The sequence below is a fragment of the Aeromonas sp. R7-2 genome (assembly GCF_040908105.1).
GTDB classification, from domain to species: Bacteria; Pseudomonadota; Gammaproteobacteria; order Enterobacterales; family Aeromonadaceae; genus Aeromonas; species Aeromonas caviae.
This window is the reverse complement of the sequence record NZ_JBFODC010000035.1, coordinates 238,723-256,109: the sequence shown is the minus strand read 5'-3', so window position 1 is coordinate 256,109 and position 17,387 is coordinate 238,723. Positions and strand designations below refer to the sequence as shown.

The window sequence follows — 17,387 nt, the reverse complement described above, 5'->3', positions numbered from 1 at the left end:
CCTCAGGCATCGGCAAGGCGGGCACGCCTGCGGGCCTCTTCCTGCTCCACCAGTTCCAGCATCCAGTCGCGAAAAGCCACTATCTTGCCCTGATCGGACTGCTGCTCCTGACACACCAGATAGAAAGCGTTCTTGCTCACCAGCACCTGTTCGAACGGGCAGATGAGACGACCCGCCTCTATCTCCGGCTGGGCCAGCACGCTGTGGCCGAGCGCCACCCCCTGACCGTGGATCGCCGCCTGGATCACCATGGTGGAGTGGCTGAAGATGGGCCCCTGGTTGACGTTGGGCGCGTCGATGTCGAGCTGGCGGAACCAGGCCTTCCAGTCGCGCCGGGAGGTGTCGTGCAGCAGGGTGTGACGGGTCAGATCGTCCGGGGTGCGCAGGGGCTTGGGGCCGGTCAGCAGCAGGGGCGAGCAGACCGGGATCAGGTACTCGGTGTGCAGCTTGTCCGAACGAAGACCCGGCCAGTTGCCGCGGCCGTAGTAGATGGCCACGTCCACGTCGTCGGTCAGCGACCCCTCGTCCATGTCCACCGCCTTGATCCGCACATCGATGTCCGGGTGGCGTTCGCTGAACTTGACCAGGCGGGGCACCAGCCACTGGATGGCGAAGCTCGGCTGCAGGGAGACGGTGAGCGCCCCCTTGGCGCTGCGGGCCAGCAGCTTGTCGGTCGCCTCGGAGATGGAGGCAAAGATGTCCTTGATGTCGAGGAAGTAGCTCTGCCCCTCCTCGGTCAGTAGCAGGGAGCGATTCTTGCGGCGAAACAGCTTGATGCCGAGATACTCCTCCAGCGCCTTGATCTGGTGGCTGATGGCTGCCTGGGTCACGAACAGCTCTTCTGCTGCGCGGGTAAAGCTCAAGTGACGAGCCGCGGCTTCAAACGCTTTCAGTGCATTGAGCGGAGGTAAACGACGAGACATGGAATCGGCCGACGATGAATTTTTCTAATGGGGCGCATTATAAATTGTCGGTTGCGGGTCGACCAGTGAATAAACATAATTCGCCACGCAATTCGTTGTCATATGGCTCACACCTTCTCTTCCATGTTGGTTTACATGTGGTTTTTGTGAGTGAGTCGACAGTGATTGTGGTGTTGTGTTTCTTCCTCTGCGGGAAGAAGGGCTAAATCAGGTCGATTTAACCCAGTCTGTCATCTGAATGTGTTTGGCGCCTCCGGTTGGATGGCGCCTTTTTTCTTATCCTCCCCTACACCCGGAACTGGCCCACCAGTTGCTGCTGCTTGTCCGCCAGTTGCGACAGCTCGCGCCCGTTGTCGGCGGAGGTCGCCGCTTCCGCCCGAATGGTATGGCTCACGTCGCGAATGTTGCTGACGTTGCGATTGATCTCGTCCGCCACTCCGCTCTGCTCCTGCGCAGCCCTCGCGATCTGCTCGTTCATCTGGTGGATGGTGCCGACAGCCTGGATGATCTGCTCCAGCACGCTGACCGACAGCTCCACCTTGGTGAGGGTCAGATCCGCCTGGTGATGGCCGGTCAGGATCGCCTTCACCACCGCCTCCGTCCCCGACTGCAACTGGCCGATGAGGTTCTGGATCTCGACGATGGCGTTCTGGGTTCTGCCCGCCAGGTTGCGCACCTCGTCGGCGACCACCGCAAAACCGCGCCCCTGCTCACCGGCTCGGGCCGCCTCGATGGCCGCGTTCAAGGCCAGCAGGTTGGTCTGCTCGGCAATCCCCTGGATCACCACCAGGATGTCGTTGATGTTGTCGCTGTTGGCGGAGAGGTGCTCCACCACTGGTTTGGCATCGCTTATCACCGTCATCAGTCTGGACATGGCCTCCTGGGTCTGCGCCACCACGGACTTGCCCTCCTGGGCCGCCGTGTCGGCCTCATCGGCCGCCGCCACCGCCGCATTGGCATTACCGGCGACCTGCAGGGCGGTGGCGCTCAACTCTTCAAACGCGGTCGCCACCAGATCCACCTCCTGATACTGGGACTGCATGCCGGCGCTGGTACGGGCTGCCCCTTGCGCCGCCAGGGCCGCACTGGCCCGAGTGCCCGCAACGGTGTCGATCACCTGGCTGATGGTGGATTGCAGCTTGTCCAGAAACTTGTTGAACCACTTGGCCAGCTCGCCTATCTCGTCATCCCTGCGCAGATCGATGCGCTGGGTGAGATCCCCCTCCCCGCTGGCGATGTCCTTGAGGCGTGCCACCACGGCGCGGATGGGCGCCACGATGCGCTGGGCCATCAGCCAGATGCAGAGCAGGGCGAGCGCCGAAATCCCGCCACCTATCGTGAGCTGGGTTGCCACGCTGCGCTGGGCCTGATCCTCAAGCTCCCCTTGCAGTTGCAGGGCCGAGGCGAGCACCACGGCGCGGGGCAGCTCGATATAGATGCCCCACTTGCGATCCGTACCGCGCATGCTGACCGGCACGAAGGTCTGCAACAGTGCGCCATCCGGGCTCCAGCGCGTCACCACATCTCCCTTGGTCAGCCACCCCTTGAGATCCTGCGCCAGCCCTTGCTGCTCCAGCAGATTGCCAAGGGCGACCGGGAACCCTTCCACGCCGGCCACCCGCCCTTCACTGCTGAGCAGAAGCACCTTGCCCTGCCCCTTGTAGAGGGTCCGGCCCATCTCTTCCACCAAGCTCTGCAGGGTCCCCAGGGAGATGTCGACCCCCACCATGCCAAGCAGGGAGCCCTGGTCCAGCAGCGGCACGGTTACCGAGGTCATCAACACCTGCTGGGTCCCCACCTCGTCCACATAGGGTTCGAGCAGACAGAGCACCTTGCTGCGGATGCTGCAACTGTACCAGTCGTTCTCAAGGCCGCCGTGTCCGGAGGGCTTGTCGTTGGCCAGCATCGCCTCGTCCATCACCTCCAGGTTGACCTTGCCGTCGACCCTGGCCCAATAGCTGGAAAAACGCCCCTTGTCGTTGGCGCCGAGCGCCGTCGACCCCTGATAGTTGTCATCCTCCCCGTCGAGCTGGTTGGGTTCGAATACCGCATAGACACCGAGCAGGTTCGCTGACGACTCCGCAGCATCCTGCAACTGCTGGTTGACGGCATTGCGCAGCGCCTCGGAGTGAACGAAGTTGTCGGCCGCGTTCTTGCGCTGGAACAAGATGCCCTCGGCAAGCAGGGTCGCCCTGAAGTAAGCCTCATCGAGGTAGCTGGTCACCCGGGCTGCCTGGGTCGCCCCCATGGCCTGCATCCAGTTTTCTGCCGCGTGCTGCCCCTCCAGGGTGGTGGAGGTGAGCACCTGCTCCTGCATGCGGGCCGCGTTGAAAAGAGAAGAAGCCACCAGCGCGACGGCACTGGCCAGCAGACAGCAACCGGCGATCAGGGTGATCCGTCCCTGAACAGAAAGAGAACTCATGCCACTATTTCCTAACGTCTACAGATGTGAACACTGTATCGGTTTTGGATACAAAAACTTAACTAAATCAGCAGAGATCCAGGCTTAATTGATTGATTTCACCCGCTCCGGGCAAACCAACGACCAGACCGAGCAGGCGAATGGGTTTTCCTTGAGCCCGTTGCAGTCCCTCGTGCAGCAGATCGTGGAAGCGGGCCGCCTGATAACTCCCCTTGCGATAGACGGTGGTCTGGTGAAAATCGGCAAACTTCAGCTTGATCCCCTGCCCCATCAGCATCTCCGCAGGGCAGGCCTTGGCAAAACGCTGCTCCAGCTCAGGAATGAGCCGGCTGAGCACCTGCCAGCAGGCGTCCTCGTCCAGCACGTCGCTGGCGAGCGTCGTCTCCACACCGATGCTCTTGCGCACCCGCCTGGCCTGCACCGGCTGATCATCATGCCCCCAGATGCGGCCGGCCAGCATCTCCCCGAGCTTGCCGAAACGGGCGATCAGCTCCTCGTTGCCGAGCTGGCGGGCATCTTCGCAGGAGTAGAGCCCGAGGGACTCCAGCCGCTCTGCCGTCTTGCGGCCGATGCCGGGCAGCTTGCCAAGGGGGAGCTGGCGCACGAACTCGTCCACCTCCTGGGGGCGGATGACGAACAGGCCGTCAGGCTTGCGCTGCTCGGAGGCGAGCTTGGCCAGAAACTTGTTCGGCGCCACACCGGCCGAGGCAGTCAGCCCAAGCTCGGCGCTGATGGCGGCGCGGATCTCCGCCGCCATCAGGGTGGCGCTGCCACCGCAGCGGGGACTCTGGGTCACGTCGAGATAGGCTTCATCGAGGGAGAGCGGCTCCACCTGCTCGGTATAGCGCAGGAAGATGGCGCGCAACTGGCGCGAAGTTTCTTTGTAGACGGCCATCCGCCCGGGGATCAGCACCAATGGCGGACAGAGCTTTCTGGCCAGGGCGCTCGGCATGGCGGAGCGTACCCCGAAGCGGCGCGCCACGTAGTTGCAGGTGGAGATGACTCCGCGTCGGTCAGCAGCGCCACCGATGGCGAGCGGCACCTCCCTAAGGGCCGGGTTGTCCCGCATCTCCACCGCGGCGAAGAAGCAGTCCATGTCGATGTGAATGATCTTGCGCATGGCCGTGTCTGTTGCTGTGTCGACAGCCTCCCGAACAGATCATAGGGATAGACCCTGGGCATCCGGCGAGGAGGCGTGTCGAACGACAAAAATACTGTATGGATAACCAGTTGAACGTTCCATGCTACCCCAAGCCTGTCATTTCTGCCAGCGCGCCAGCGCGGGCTAGGGCATAGACTCTCAGGGCTCCCATTTGCGGGGGCTGGGAGGTGCAGGATGAAAAGATTCTGGCCGCTGCTGGGCCTGCTGCTGCCGCTGACGGGCACGAGCAAGGATCACCCGACTGCGGAGTGCAACTGGCTCTATCAGCGCATCGCCGCCTTGGAAAAAGCCATACAGCAAGGGGATGAACTGGGCACCAGGGAGGAGCTGGCAAAGCGAAAGAAAGAGTTCAAGGCAAAGGCATGCAGCCAATATGACTACTGACCCCATGCCACATAAAAAACGAGCCGACCCAGGGGTCGGCTCGTTTCGTTGCAAGGCTGCCTTCAGAGCGATATCCGCCGTTAGATGATGCGGTTGTCCACAAGCATCTTGCGACGGGCCTCTTCCTTGGCCATCTTCTTCTTGCGGTTGTCGCAAGGCTCGGGGCAGTCGCACTCCTTCTCGATCCCGATGGAACCCAGGCCGCCACAGGAGCCGGAGATGGACTTGCGCTGGAAAATGTAGCCGATGGCCATGGCCACCACGACCATCAGAAACACCCCGAAGGTGATCAGAAAGATCTGCATGTAGTTACCCCTTACTTCTTGACCAGATATGGTTTGAAGGCATCCGAATAAGCCTCTTCGAACCCGTCATCCGTCTTGGTGATGGTGAAGATGGCCAGCCCCCGTTCCTTGGCATAGGCCAGGCTCTTCTCCGGCCCCATGACCATAAACACGGTCGCCAACCCGTCTGCTGTCATGCAGGAGGGGTGGATGACGGTCACCGACACCAGGCGGTGCTGGATGGGCTTGCCCGTCAGCGGATCCATGGTGTGGGAGAAGCGCTTGCCGTCCAGCTCGTAATAGTTGCGGTACTCGCCCGAGGTGGCCACCCCGTTGTCACCGGGCAGGATCACCTCCTGTACTGAACCGGCATTGACGGTCGGCTTCTCGATGGCGACACGCCAGGGATGCCCCTTGCCGTTGACACCGTTGATGCGCAGCTCGCCGCCTATCTCCACCAGATAGTTGCGCGCCCCCTGGGACTCCAGGTACTCGGCCACCTTGTCTACGCCAAACCCCTTGGCAATGGCGGAGAGATCCACGTAGAGGTCCGGGATGTCCTTTTGCAGGGTATCGGCATCGGCAGAGGTTATCACATGCAGATTGCCAAGGCCCGTCTTCTGCCGGGTCTGGGCGATCAGCTCGTCGGACGGCACCTTGGTCGGTCTGGCATCCGGCCCAAAGCCCCACAGATTGACCAGAGGACCGACGGTGACGTCCAGCGCCCCGCGGCTCTCGCGGCCAATGTGAATGGCCTCGGTTACCACCCGTGCGGTATCGCGGGAAACCACCACAGGGGTATTGCTCTTGTGCTGGTTGAAGCGTGACAGCTCGGAATCCGGGCGATAGGTCGACATCTGATCGTTGACCCGCTCCAGCAAGACGTCGACCTCGGCTTGCAGCCTGGCGGCATCCTGAACAGCACTATCTGCCACCTTGATGGAGTAGTAGGTACCCATGGTGCTGCCGGTGATGTGGATCTCCGGCTTCGATTGGACCGTTTCCTGACCGCACCCAGTCAAGAAAAAGGCTAGCCCGAAGGCTAGCCAGGTCTTTACAACGCTGTGCATGGATTAACCACCGAAGTCATCCAGCAGGATGTTCTCATCTTCAACACCGAGGTTTTTCAGCATGTTGATGACGGCGGCGTTCATCACGGGAGGCCCGCACATGTAGAACTCGCAATCCTCAGGCGCCTCGTGGTTCTTGAGGTAGTTCTCGAACAACACGTTGTGGATGAAGCCGGTGTAGCCATCCCAGTTGTCTTCCGGTTGCGGATCGGACAGGGCGACGTGCCACTGGAAGTTGTCGTTCTCGGCCTGCAGCATGTCGAAGTCTTCGACATAGAACATCTCGCGCTTGGAACGGGCACCGTACCAGAAGCTCATCTTGCGCTTGGTCTTCAGACGGCGCAGCTGGTCGAAGATGTGGGAGCGCATCGGCGCCATACCCGCACCACCACCGACGAACACCATTTCGGCGTCGGTGTCCTTGGCGAAGAACTCGCCGAACGGACCGGAGATGGTCACCTTGTCACCGGCCTTCAGGCTGAAGATGTAGGAAGACATCTGGCCGGGAGGGGCAGTCCAGTTGCTGGGCGGCGGAGTCGCGATCCGCACGTTCAGCATGATGATGCCGAACTCTTCCGGATAGTTCGCCATGGAGTAGGCACGGATGATCGGCTCGTTGACCTTGGACTCCAGCTCGAAGATCTTGAAGCGATCCCAGTCGCCACGATACTCCTCGGGAATATCGAAGTTCTTGTACTGCACGTGGTGGGCAGGCGCTTCGATCTGGATATAACCACCGGCGCGGAACGGCACGCTCTCGCCATCCGGGATCTGCAGCTTGAGCTCCTTGATGAAGGTGGCCTTGTTGTCATTGGAGATGACGGTACAGTCCCACTTCTTCACGCCGAAGATCTCTTCCGGCAGCTCGATGTCCATGTCGGAACGCACGGTGACCTGGCAGGCCAGACGCTCCCCATGACGGGCTTCGCCCTTGCTGATGTGATCCAGCTCGGTCGGCAGGATGTCGCCGCCGCCGGATTTCACACGCACCTTGCACTGACCACAGGAGCCGCCGCCGCCACAGGCGGAGGAGACGAAGATACCGCTGCCGGCGAGCACGCCAAGCAGCTTGCCACCCGCCGGGCTGGTCACAGCCTTGGCCGGGTCGCCGTTGATGCTGATTGTCACGTCACCGGCGGTCACCAGCTTGGACTTGGCGAACAGAATGACTGCCACCAAGGCCAGCAGGATCACGGTGAACATGACCACACCCAGAATAATTTCCATCTATATTTCCTTTCCGATTACAGGGAAATACCAGAGAAGGACATGAAGCCCAGCGCCATCAGACCCGCGGTGATGAAGGTGATGCCAAGGCCACGCAGGCCTTCGGGAACATCGGAATATTTCATCTTCTCGCGGATCCCTGCCATCGCGACGATAGCCAGCATCCAGCCTGCACCCGAACCCACGCCATAGACCACGGACTCAACGAAGTTGTAGTCACGCTGCACCATGAAGGAGACGCCGCCGAAGATGGCGCAGTTCACGGTGATGAGCGGCAGGAAGATACCGAGGGCGTTGTAGAGGGCCGGGAAGTACTTGTCCAGCGCCATCTCCAGGATCTGCACCAGGGCCGCGATCACCCCGATGAAGGTGATGAAGCTCAGGAAACTCAGATCCAGACCGGATACCAGGGCACCGTCTTTGAGCACGTAGTTGTAGATCAGGTTGTTGGCCGGGACGGCAACGGTCTGAACCACGATAACGGCAATCCCCAGGCCCATGGCGGTCTTGACCTTCTTGGACACCGCCAGGAAGGTACACATCCCCAGGAAGAAGGAGAGCGCCAGGTTCTCGATGAAGATCGAGCGAATCAACAGACTGATATAGTGTTCCATACCTTAATCCTTCGCCTCCACCTGCTTGGGATCCTTGGTGCGCACGCCCCAGATGATCAGACCAATGAGGAAGAACGCACTCGGCGGCAGCAGCAGCAGGCCGTTGGGCACATACCAGCCACCATTGTTCACCAGCGGCAGCAGCTCGATGCCGAACCAGGTGCCGGAACCCAGGATCTCGCGCACGGTGGCCACGGTCAGCAGCACGGCGCCATAACCCAGACCGTTGCCGATACCGTCCAGGAAGGAGGGCAGCGGGGCACTCTTCATGGCGTAGGCTTCGGCACGACCCATCACGATACAGTTGGTGATGATGAGGCCGACGAACACCGACAGTTGCTTGGAGATGTCATAGGCATAGGCCTTGAGCACCTGGTCAACCACGATAACCAGCGAGGCAATCACCGCCATCTGGGCGATGATCCGCACGCTGTTCGGGATCTGGTTGCGGATCAGGGAGATGAACAGGTTGGAGAAGGCGGTGACCGCGGTAACGGCCAGCGTCATCACGAACGCCGTCTTCATCTGGCTGGTAACGGCCAGCGCGGAACAGACACCCAGCACCTGCAGTGCGATGGGGTTGTTGCCGAGCACAGGCGTCAACAGCAACTTTTTCATTTCGCTCTTGTCAGCCATTGTTGATTTCTCCTGCACGTACCTTGGCCAGGAAGGGACCGAAGCCCTTGGGGCCCATCCAGAAGTCGAAGGTGTGCTGTACACCATTACCGGTCAGGGTTGCACCAGACAGGCCGTCGATTTCATGCTCGGAACCAGCCGGAGCATGGCCCTTGATCACCCGCAGCGCAGGCTGGCCGTTCTGGTCGAACAGCTTCTTGCCGACGAACAGCTCGCGCCAGGCCGGATTCTCGATCTCGCCACCCAGACCCGGGGTTTCACCGTGGTCATAGTAGGTGATGCCCTTGATGGTCTGGCCATCGGCCGCGACTGCTACGAAGGCGTACATGGTGGACCACAGACCCTGGCCGTAGATCGGCAGGATGATGTTGTCGACCTTGCCTTCGGCATCTTTGGCGAAGAACACCGGGATCAGTTTGGAGATTTGACGCAGGCCGGCCTTGTCGTCGGCCGGGGCCAGACGGATGCTCTTGGCCGGGTCCTTGGCGGCAACCTTGGTGTCGAAGTTGTCGGCATCGCCGTCAACGAACTCACCAGTGGTCAGATCCACCAGACGCGCTTCAATCTTGTCGCCATAGAGCTGGGCCAGGTCACGCTTGGCCACGGCGCTGATGTCGACGCCGGCGACGGACAGGATGTTGCTTTGCTTGTCCAGCGCCTTGTTTTCCAGCTGGGCCGGACGCAGACCCACGGCGGCCACGGAGACCACGATGGAGCAGACCAGACACAGACCGGTCACTACGGCGAGAGTGCCGGTAGTAGAGTCTTTATTAAACGCCACGTGCGATCCTCCGCTTGATGTTCGCCTGTGCCACGAAATGGTCAAACAAGGGGGCAAACAGGTTGGCGAACAGAATGGCCAGCATCATGCCTTCCGGGAATGCAGGGTTCACTACCCGGATCAGCACCACCATCACGCCGATCAGGGCGCCATACCACCACTTGCCCTTGTTGGTGAAGGCAGCGGAAACGGGGTCGGTCGCCATGAAGGCCATGCCGAACGCGAAGCCACCCAACACCAGGTGCCAGTGCCACGGCATGCTGAACATGGGGTTGGTATCGGAACCGATGACGTTGAACAGCAGGGAGGTCGCGACCATGCCGACCATGACGCCGGCGATGATGCGCCAGGAGGCGATGCGCATGTAGACGATCATGGCTGCGCCGATGAGGATCATCAGGGTGGAAACTTCACCGATGGAACCGGGCAGGTTGCCAAGGAAGGCATCCATCCAGCTGATGGCTTCACCGGTGGCACCGTTGATCAGCGCCATCTGGCCGCCCTGGGCCCACTGGCTCAGTGCGGTTGCGCCGGAGAAGCCGTCAACGGCAACCCAGACCGCATCACCGGAGATTTGACCCGGGTAGGCGAAGAACAGGAAGGCACGACCCGCCAACGCCGGGTTCAGGAAGTTCTTGCCGGTACCACCGAACACTTCCTTGGCCAGCACCACACCGAAGGTGATACCCAGGGCAGCTTGCCACAGGGGCAGCTCGGGCGGCACGATCAGGGCGAACAGGATGGAGGTCACGAAGAAGCCTTCGTTGATCTCGTGCTTGCGCACCATGGCGAACAACACTTCCCAGAAACCACCGACGATGAAGACGGTGATGTAGATCGGGAAGAAGTGCGCCGCACCGATCAGCATCTTGCTGCCGATGCCGGCGACGGCCGGATCCAGCGAGGCACCGAACAGGGTGGCCAGGGCGTATTGCCAGGAATCGGCACCGGCCGCGCTGCCCATGTGGGCGATGGCGGCGATAGACTGGTTGCCGACGTTGTACATGCCCCAGAACATGGCCGGGAACACAGCCAGCCACACCATGATCATCATGCGCTTCAGATCGATCGCATCACGGACATGGGCGGCATTGCGGGTCACGGAACCCGGGGTATAAAACAGGGTGTACGCCGCTTCGAACAAGGCATAGTACTTTGCGTACTTGCCACCCGGCTCGAAGTGATGTTCCATATTTTCAAGAAGTTGCTTGAAACTCATCGCTTAACCTTCCAGTTCGATCTTGGTCAGGCACTCACGCAAGACGGGGCCGTACTCTGTCTTGCCGGGGCAGACGAAGGTACAGAGCGCCAAATCTTCCTCATCCAGCTCCAGGCAGCCGAGCGCCTGCGCGCTGTCGGTGTCACCGGAGATCAGATCCCGCAGCAGCAGGGTCGGCAGGATGTCGAGCGGCATCACGCGCTCATAGTTGCCGATAGGCACCATGGAGCGATCACTACCGTTGGTGGTGGTAGTGAAGTTGATGAGTTTGCCCTTCATCAGGTGAGAGAGGGTGGTACGGGTGATGGAGAACTTGTTGGCACTGGGTTTGACCCAGCCCATGAACTCTTTCTCACGGCCTTCGCCCAGCACGCTCACCTGGTTGTGGAAGCGACCCAGGTAGTCATGGACCCCTTCGGCCTTGGCACCGCTCAGCAGGGAACCGGAGATGATGCGGTTTTCGTCCGCACGCAGCTCGTTGTTGGTCAGCTGGCTGAGGCTGGCACCCAGACGGGTACGCAGCAGACGCGGCTTGATGACGTTCGGGCCAGCCAGGGAGATCACCTTGTCGGTGAAGATCTGGCCGGTGGTGAACAGCTTGCCGTAAGCGATCACGTCCTGATAGTTGATGTGCCACTGCACCTTGTTGGCACCGACCGGATCCAGGAAGTGGATGTGGGTGCCCGGCAGACCGGCGGGATGCGGACCGACGAACACGGCTTCCTTGACCTGGGCCAAGGAGGAGTGCGGCAGGCTGGCTTCGCCCTTGCAGACGTGGACGGTACCATCGGTCAGGCGGGTCAGCACGGCCAGACCGTCGAGGAAGGCCTGGGCCTGTTCCTTGATGATCAGCTCCGCACTGGCGGCCAGCGGGTTGGTGTCCATGGCGGTGACGAAGATGGCGCGCGGGGTGGAACCCACGGCCGGCACCTTGCTGAACGGGCGGGTACGCAGCGCGGTCCATTGGCCTGATGCGACCAGGATCTCCTGCACCTTGCTGCGCTCGAGCTGTGCCAGCTCGGCGGAGGCAAAATGCTCAAAGGTCACCTGCTCGTCGGACCCATCGATGTCGATGACGACGGACTGGAGAACACGCTTTGCACCACGGTTGATCTCAGAAACCACACCGGTGGCAGGGGCCGTGAATTTAACGCCAGGATTCTTCTTATCTTCGAAGAGCTCCTGACCTTTAATGACGCGATCACCTACTTTGACAAACATAGTAGGACGCATCCCCACGAACTCTTCGCCGAGTGTAGCAACACGGGTGATGGCCGGGCCATCGTAGATTACTTGCTCCGGAGCACCCAGCACGGGGATGTCCAGTCCTCTTTTAATTGTAATCATACTCACTTGCACTACCGTTAAGGGAAGACAGGTTGGTTAGCGCCGAGAAATACATCACGACGAGTTGTTGAATGAGCCCGTCAACATCGCGGAAAGCTGTCGAAGAAATAAACAAATCAGCAACATACAGGATCATTCAAAAGCGCCTGAGTTTACCACCTTAGGCGAGTTAGCCGCCACGCCAAATGGGGAAAATCCCCGCCCTATCACAAAATTAACCTTCACTGAATATTTCGCGCACGTCCTTGGAAACCGTGGTTTTAAAGGACTTTTCGCAAAACTAACCATATAGAGGTATTTTTCAGGCATAAGGAAAAGGATTAGAAAAAATAATGCTACACCCCTCATCCCTGGCTGCACACCATTCGTGATAGCGCTGTTAATGGCCCGAGGAAGGCGCCATCAGGAGGTCCAACGGCTCACGCAAAGGGGGATTTGCTGACGCAACCCGGCGTCTTTGGCGCCTGCTCCCGGGCCTGCCACTCGGATTCGGTATAGGTATGCAACGCCAATGCATGAATGGCTCCCGCCAGCTCGTCGGCCAGCACCCCGTTCACCTGACGATGGCGACCCAGCAAACGCTGTCCCTCAAACGCCTGGCTCACCACGACTACCTTGAAGTGGCTTTCGGAGCCCGGTGCCACCCTGTGCATGTAGCTCTCATTGATCACTTCCAGGTGGCTCGGGGAGAGCGCGGCGGCCAGCTTGGCCTCTATCTGTTGTTGCATGCTCACGGTAAGGACTCCTCGTTGAATATCCGGCCATTGTAGCCAGGGTTGTGCGCCCGATGCATCAGGTACGAAGGATCCGCTCGCTCTCGCCGCACCGGACTGGTGAATTTCTCCGCCGCCGCTAGAATAGCGCCACTTTCACCGCTGCCGGGCAACACGGGGCAGACGGTCGCCATTCATCAATCACACGTTGGACTCTTGCCTATGCAAACCCTGCTCGACACGGCCCACTGCCGCCTGACCCTGTATCGTTACCCACGGCAGAGCCAGGATCCCCTGCAGGCCTGGGATGCGGCGGACGAGTACCTGATAAGCCACCTTGCCGAATCGCAACAGGCACCTGACGGCCCCGTCATCATCATGAACGACGGCTTCGGCGCCCTGGCAGGCTACCTGCATGCCCACGCCCCCGTCTGCGTGACCGACTCCCACATCAGCGAGCGGGCCACCCTGGCCAATCTGGCGGAAAACGGGCTGGATCCCCACGCCATCACCCTGCAGGATGCCCTGGCCCCCCTGCCCGATGCCCCCGCCCTGGTGGTGATCAAGGTCTCCAAGTATCAGGCGCTGCTGGAGCAGCAACTGCTTGCCCTGCGCGGGGTCGTCACCCCCGCGACCCGCATCATTGCTGCCGGCAAGGCCAAGGACATCCACACCTCCACCCTCAAGCTGTTCGAGAAGTATCTGGGGGAGACCCGCACCTCACTCGCCTGGAAGAAGGCACGCCTCATTCATTGCACCCCGGCCGCCGAGCGCCCGTCCCTGACCAGTCCCTTCCCGACCGTCTGGCCGCTGGAAGGCACCGACATGCTCATCCACAACCATGCCAACGTGTTCTCGCGCACCAGCCTGGATATCGGCGCCCGCTTCATGCTGGACAACCTGCCCATCCACAGTGCCCGCAGAGTGATCGATCTGGGATGTGGCAACGGCGTGCTCGGGCTCTCCCTGCTCGCGCGCGACAGCGAGGTGGAGGTGACCTTCATCGACGAATCCCGGATGGCGGTAGCGTCCGCACGGCTCAACGTCGAGCACAACCTGCCCGATGCCCTGCCCCGTGCCCACTTCATGGTCAACAACTGTCTCGATGACGTTCCCGTCGGGGCAGCGGACAGGATCCTCTGCAATCCCCCCTTCCATCAGTTGCAGGCAATCACCGATCACATCGCCTGGCAGATGTTCAGCGATGCCCACCGGGTGTTGCCTCAGGGGGGCGAACTCTGGATAGTAGGCAACCGTCATCTGGACTATCACAACAAACTCAAGCGCCTGTTTGGCAACGCACAAGTCGTTGCGTCGAACAGCAAATTCGTTATTTTGAAAGCCATCAAACGCTAAAGATAAAGCTAAAGGAAACCCATGATGAAAAAGTCACTCTTGCTGCTGGCCGCTCTGGTATTGGGCGGTTGTGCTACTCACTGGCCCGAGAGCGCCCTGCTCAACCCGCAAGTCATCCCCTCCAACCAGCAGTACTACTCCGGCAACCGCATCACCATGGAAGGGGTGGACAAGCGTGAAGCCGCCTATGTCTTCTCCATCAAGAAGAAAGAGAAGGCTCCTGTGCTGGTGAACAGCAGTCAGCCTCTCAACAGCCTGCTGGCTGAAAAACTGGCGGAAGGGCTGCGCAGCCAGGGCCTGGAAGTGGGCAACAGCGGCACCACCAACCTGACGCTGGCCATCTCCACTGCCGCCGTCACCGTGGAAGAGAAGACCTTCACCTATGTCACCAAGTCCCGCGTCAGCCTGCAGGTGATTGCCGACTTCCAGGGCAGCAAGCTGACCAAGCAGTTCAACATGTCCTCCAGCAAAGAGAGCCCGGGCGAGCCGAGCATGGCCGATCTGGAATCCACCCTGAACCAGCAACTGGGCAGCGTGCTGCAGCAGATCATGGCCGACGAGGCGCTGCGCGGTTATCTCAAGGGTCAGCCGAGCTGAGCGAGGACATATAAATGAAGAAACTCTGGTTACTGGTCACCCTGATCGCCCCCCTGGCTTTTGCCGGTCAAAAAGTCCAGATGGAGACCAACCATGGCACCATCGTCGTGGAGCTGGCCCCCAAACAGGCGCCCCAGACCGTGAAGAACTTCCTGCGCTACGTGGCAGACGGCAGCTATGACGGCAGCCTGTTCCACCGGGTGATCCAGAACTTCGTGGTGCAGGGTGGGGGCTACAACCAGCAGTTCCAGCCCCTGCCGACCTTCGATCCCGTGGTCAACGAGTCCAGAGGCGGCCTGCCCAACAAGCGCGGCACCATCGCCATGGCCCGCACCCAGGCGGTCGACAGCGCCACTCGCCAGTTCTATTTCAATCTGGTGGACAACGACAACCTCAACGCCAATGCCGGCGCCGGTTACACCGTGTTCGGCCAGGTCGTGAAGGGGATGGAGGTGCTGGACAAACTGGCCCAGGTCCAGACCGGCTACAGCTCCATCCTGCGTGCCAACGACGTCCCCACCAGCCCCATCATCCTGAAGAAAGTGGTGCTGCTCGCGGACAAATAACGCGGCCCGGATCACATTCCACCGCGTCCCTGAACGGGTCACCGGTCTCTTTTTCTATACTCTGCTCCCCGATGTGTGCCACGCATCGGGGAGCAGAACCAGAAGGAGGAGCCGGTGACCTGTCATGATTACATAACCCAACACGCCGACCCGCTGGCACAGGCGGTTCGCCATTTTCTGGCACGCAAGATTCCCTATCAGCAGCTGGAAGACTTGAGCTGGCAGCTCCTCTCCCACTGGCAGGCGCTCTGCGTGATCCCCATGGACAAAACCCCCGCCAACGCACAGGAAGGAGTGTTCTGGCATCTGCTTCACAGCCTGCACCTGTGGGATGAGCAGCGCCTCCTCTGTGATGACGCGCTGCGCCTGCAACTCATGGCCTGCGCCAATTTTCTCGCCGACGAGGGCCCCTGCCCGCACCACTGCATCGGCTCGCGCCCCTGAAACCTGCCGCCCGCCACTCGGCTTGCCTTGGCTACGCCTACCGAACCTGACAAAATGACCCCCTTTTCCCAGAGGAGTCAGGCTGTTGAACAATCTCCGCCCGCCCAGCCACACACCGGGCCGCGCCACCCGCTGGCGAGATGCCCTCGCCGTCTATCTGGAAGCGCGGGTACTCATCCTGTTCGCCATGGGATTCTCCTCCGGCCTGCCCTTGCTGCTGGTCTTTGGCACCCTCTCGTTCTGGCTGCGCGAGGCGGATGTCAGCCTGACCGACATCGGTTACATGAGCTGGGTAGCGCTGGCCTACGGTTTCAAGTGGCTGTGGTCGCCCCTGGTGGATCGGCTGCCCCTGCCCCTGCTGTCACGGCTGCTTGGGCGACGACGCAGCTGGATGCTGTTCTCCCAGGTGCTGATCGCCCTCTCCCTGGTGGGGATGGCCTATTGCGATCCCAAGACCCAGCTCGCCCAGCTGGCCCTCTTCGCTCTGCTGGTGGCCTTCTCCTCTGCTACCCAGGACATCGTCATCGATGCCTATCGCATCGAATCCGCTCCCGAGCGGCTGCAGGCGGCCATGGCCGCTTCCTATATGACGGGGTATCGACTCGCCATGATCATGGCGGGAGCGGGGGCGCTGGCGCTGGCGGCCTGGCTAGGCAGCAACAACGGCTATGACTATCGCGGCTGGCAGCTCACCTATCTGCTGATGGGAGGGCTGATGTCTCTTGGCATCCTCACCACCCTGATGAGTCACGAGCCGCAGATCGATCTCAAGAGTCAGGACGAGCAGCAGATGGCGCGCAAGGCCACCCTGCTGGCTCGGGGTTGGTCCCCTACGCTGGCCGGGCTGGGGGCCTGGACCTACGAGGCCATCTGGTGTCCCTTCGCCGACTTCTTCCGCCGCTACGGCTCCTCGGCCCTGCTGATCCTGGGGCTTATCGCCTGCTATCGCATCTCGGACGTGGTGATGGGGGTGATGTCCAACAGCTTCTATGTGGATCTGCAGTTCAGCAAGACGGAAGTGGCCACCATCACCAAGGTCTATGGTGTCATCATGACGCTGGTGGGAGCCGCGCTCGGGGGCGTGCTGGTGATGCGCTTTGGCACCCTGCGCATCCTGTTCCTCGGCGCCGTGCTGACCGCCAGCACCAATCTGCTGTTCGCTCTCCTCAACGAAGTGGGCCACAACCTGGAACTGCTGACTCTGATCATCTCGCTGGACAACCTCAGCGCCGGCATAGCGACGGCTGCGTTTGTAACCTATCTATCGAGCCTCACCAACGTCGCCTTCTCCGCCACCCAGTACGCCCTGTTCAGCTCCATCATGCTGTTGCTGCCCAAGTTGCTGGCGGGGTTTTCTGGTCGCGTGGTGGAGCAGATCGGCTACAGCCACTTCTTCATCGGCACCAGTCTGCTCGGCATTCCGGTGATGATCCTGATCATCATGGTTGCCAAACGAGGCAGCACCTTGTCACCACAAACGCACAAATAGCAAGCGTTTGCGCATTTTAGGGGGTGATTAGATTCACAAATCCTGACAAAGTTCCCTGGTGCTTGTTTATCCGCTGAATTTATTTGGCTAGAATCCCTCCCGCTCCTTGTGGGCAGGCTACGGAAAACCTCAACTAACGCACAAGAGACCAAT

General features: G+C 60.6%; 18 protein-coding genes. 6 read left to right on the top strand and 12 right to left on the bottom strand.

All coding sequences use genetic code 11. The features are described 5' to 3' along the window. Positions 1–2: 2 nt before the first annotated feature. From AB5Y47_RS14810 to dinB, 3 genes are all read right to left on the bottom strand, one after another. Positions 3–923: a transcriptional regulator GcvA gene (locus AB5Y47_RS14810; RefSeq protein WP_029313926.1), complete on the bottom strand. Its 921-nt coding sequence runs from the start codon at positions 921–923 to the stop codon at positions 3–5. A 286-nt stretch (positions 924–1,209) separates the two neighbouring features. Then, complete coding sequence (locus AB5Y47_RS14805; RefSeq protein WP_010673374.1) at positions 1,210–3,345, bottom strand: methyl-accepting chemotaxis protein; 2,136 nt, start codon at positions 3,343–3,345, stop codon at positions 1,210–1,212. A 67-nt stretch (positions 3,346–3,412) separates the two neighbouring features. Further along, entirely contained in the window at positions 3,413–4,465 is a 1,053-nt protein-coding gene (dinB, locus tag AB5Y47_RS14800) for a DNA polymerase IV (protein ID WP_010673373.1), read from the bottom strand. 216 nt (positions 4,466–4,681) lie between these two features. On the opposite strand from dinB, the gene AB5Y47_RS14795 reads away from it, so the two are divergent. Then, complete coding sequence (locus AB5Y47_RS14795; RefSeq protein WP_010673372.1) at positions 4,682–4,891, top strand: hypothetical protein; 210 nt, start codon at positions 4,682–4,684, stop codon at positions 4,889–4,891. Positions 4,892–4,971: 80 nt separating this feature from the next. Here AB5Y47_RS14795 and nqrM read toward each other — a convergent pair whose 3' ends face one another. The 9 genes from nqrM to AB5Y47_RS14750 all read right to left on the bottom strand — a co-directional run bounded on the left by nqrM (position 4,972) and on the right by AB5Y47_RS14750 (position 12,797). Beyond that, positions 4,972–5,196, bottom strand: a complete 225-nt coding sequence (gene nqrM, locus AB5Y47_RS14790) for a (Na+)-NQR maturation NqrM (RefSeq protein WP_010673371.1) — start codon at positions 5,194–5,196, stop codon at positions 4,972–4,974. Between the two features lie 11 nt (positions 5,197–5,207). Next, the gene (locus tag AB5Y47_RS14785) at positions 5,208–6,245 is read right to left on the bottom strand and encodes an FAD:protein FMN transferase (protein ID WP_029313924.1); all 1,038 of its coding nucleotides are present in this window, start codon (positions 6,243–6,245) and stop codon (positions 5,208–5,210) included. A 3-nt stretch (positions 6,246–6,248) separates the two neighbouring features. Further along, positions 6,249–7,472 (bottom strand): NADH:ubiquinone reductase (Na(+)-transporting) subunit F, encoded by a 1,224-nt coding sequence (gene nqrF, locus AB5Y47_RS14780; RefSeq protein ID WP_010673369.1) that lies wholly within the window; start codon positions 7,470–7,472, stop codon positions 6,249–6,251. A gap of 17 nt (positions 7,473–7,489) precedes the next feature. Next, entirely contained in the window at positions 7,490–8,086 is a 597-nt protein-coding gene (nqrE, locus tag AB5Y47_RS14775) for an NADH:ubiquinone reductase (Na(+)-transporting) subunit E (RefSeq protein WP_005303538.1), read from the bottom strand. A gap of 3 nt (positions 8,087–8,089) precedes the next feature. After that, positions 8,090–8,722, bottom strand: a complete 633-nt coding sequence (locus AB5Y47_RS14770) for an NADH:ubiquinone reductase (Na(+)-transporting) subunit D (protein ID WP_368220346.1) — start codon at positions 8,720–8,722, stop codon at positions 8,090–8,092. Then, positions 8,715–9,503 carry a Na(+)-translocating NADH-quinone reductase subunit C gene (locus tag AB5Y47_RS14765; RefSeq protein ID WP_045523606.1) on the bottom strand — a complete coding sequence of 263 codons (789 nt, stop codon included), beginning with the start codon at positions 9,501–9,503 and terminating at the stop codon, positions 8,715–8,717. Before AB5Y47_RS14765 ends, AB5Y47_RS14770 begins: the two co-directional genes overlap by 8 nt. Then, a complete protein-coding gene (locus AB5Y47_RS14760; protein WP_010673367.1) occupies positions 9,493–10,722 on the bottom strand; it encodes an NADH:ubiquinone reductase (Na(+)-transporting) subunit B in 1,230 nt (409 codons plus the stop codon). Before AB5Y47_RS14760 ends, AB5Y47_RS14765 begins: the two co-directional genes overlap by 11 nt. 3 nt (positions 10,723–10,725) lie before the next feature. Continuing rightward, positions 10,726–12,069: a Na(+)-translocating NADH-quinone reductase subunit A gene (locus AB5Y47_RS14755; RefSeq protein ID WP_029313920.1), complete on the bottom strand. Its 1,344-nt coding sequence runs from the start codon at positions 12,067–12,069 to the stop codon at positions 10,726–10,728. A gap of 419 nt (positions 12,070–12,488) precedes the next feature. After that, a complete protein-coding gene (locus AB5Y47_RS14750; protein ID WP_010673364.1) occupies positions 12,489–12,797 on the bottom strand; it encodes a BolA family transcriptional regulator in 309 nt (102 codons plus the stop codon). 207 nt (positions 12,798–13,004) lie between these two features. Between AB5Y47_RS14750 and AB5Y47_RS14745 the strand changes: the two genes are divergently transcribed. The 5 genes from AB5Y47_RS14745 to AB5Y47_RS14725 all read left to right on the top strand — a co-directional run bounded on the left by AB5Y47_RS14745 (position 13,005) and on the right by AB5Y47_RS14725 (position 17,234). Further along, on the top strand, positions 13,005–14,138 hold the full coding sequence (locus AB5Y47_RS14745) for a methyltransferase (protein WP_010673363.1): 1,134 nt from the start codon (positions 13,005–13,007) through the stop codon (positions 14,136–14,138). A gap of 24 nt (positions 14,139–14,162) precedes the next feature. Then, positions 14,163–14,735, top strand: a complete 573-nt coding sequence (locus AB5Y47_RS14740; RefSeq protein ID WP_010673362.1) for a YajG family lipoprotein — start codon at positions 14,163–14,165, stop codon at positions 14,733–14,735. Between the two features lie 14 nt (positions 14,736–14,749). Next, positions 14,750–15,301 carry a peptidylprolyl isomerase gene (locus AB5Y47_RS14735; RefSeq protein WP_010673361.1) on the top strand — a complete coding sequence of 184 codons (552 nt, stop codon included), beginning with the start codon at positions 14,750–14,752 and terminating at the stop codon, positions 15,299–15,301. Between the two features lie 114 nt (positions 15,302–15,415). Next, the gene (locus AB5Y47_RS14730) at positions 15,416–15,745 is read left to right on the top strand and encodes a hypothetical protein (RefSeq protein WP_010673360.1); all 330 of its coding nucleotides are present in this window, start codon (positions 15,416–15,418) and stop codon (positions 15,743–15,745) included. 187 nt (positions 15,746–15,932) lie between these two features. Further along, the gene (locus tag AB5Y47_RS14725; protein WP_041201460.1) at positions 15,933–17,234 is read left to right on the top strand and encodes an MFS transporter; all 1,302 of its coding nucleotides are present in this window, start codon (positions 15,933–15,935) and stop codon (positions 17,232–17,234) included. Positions 17,235–17,387 lie beyond the last annotated feature (153 nt).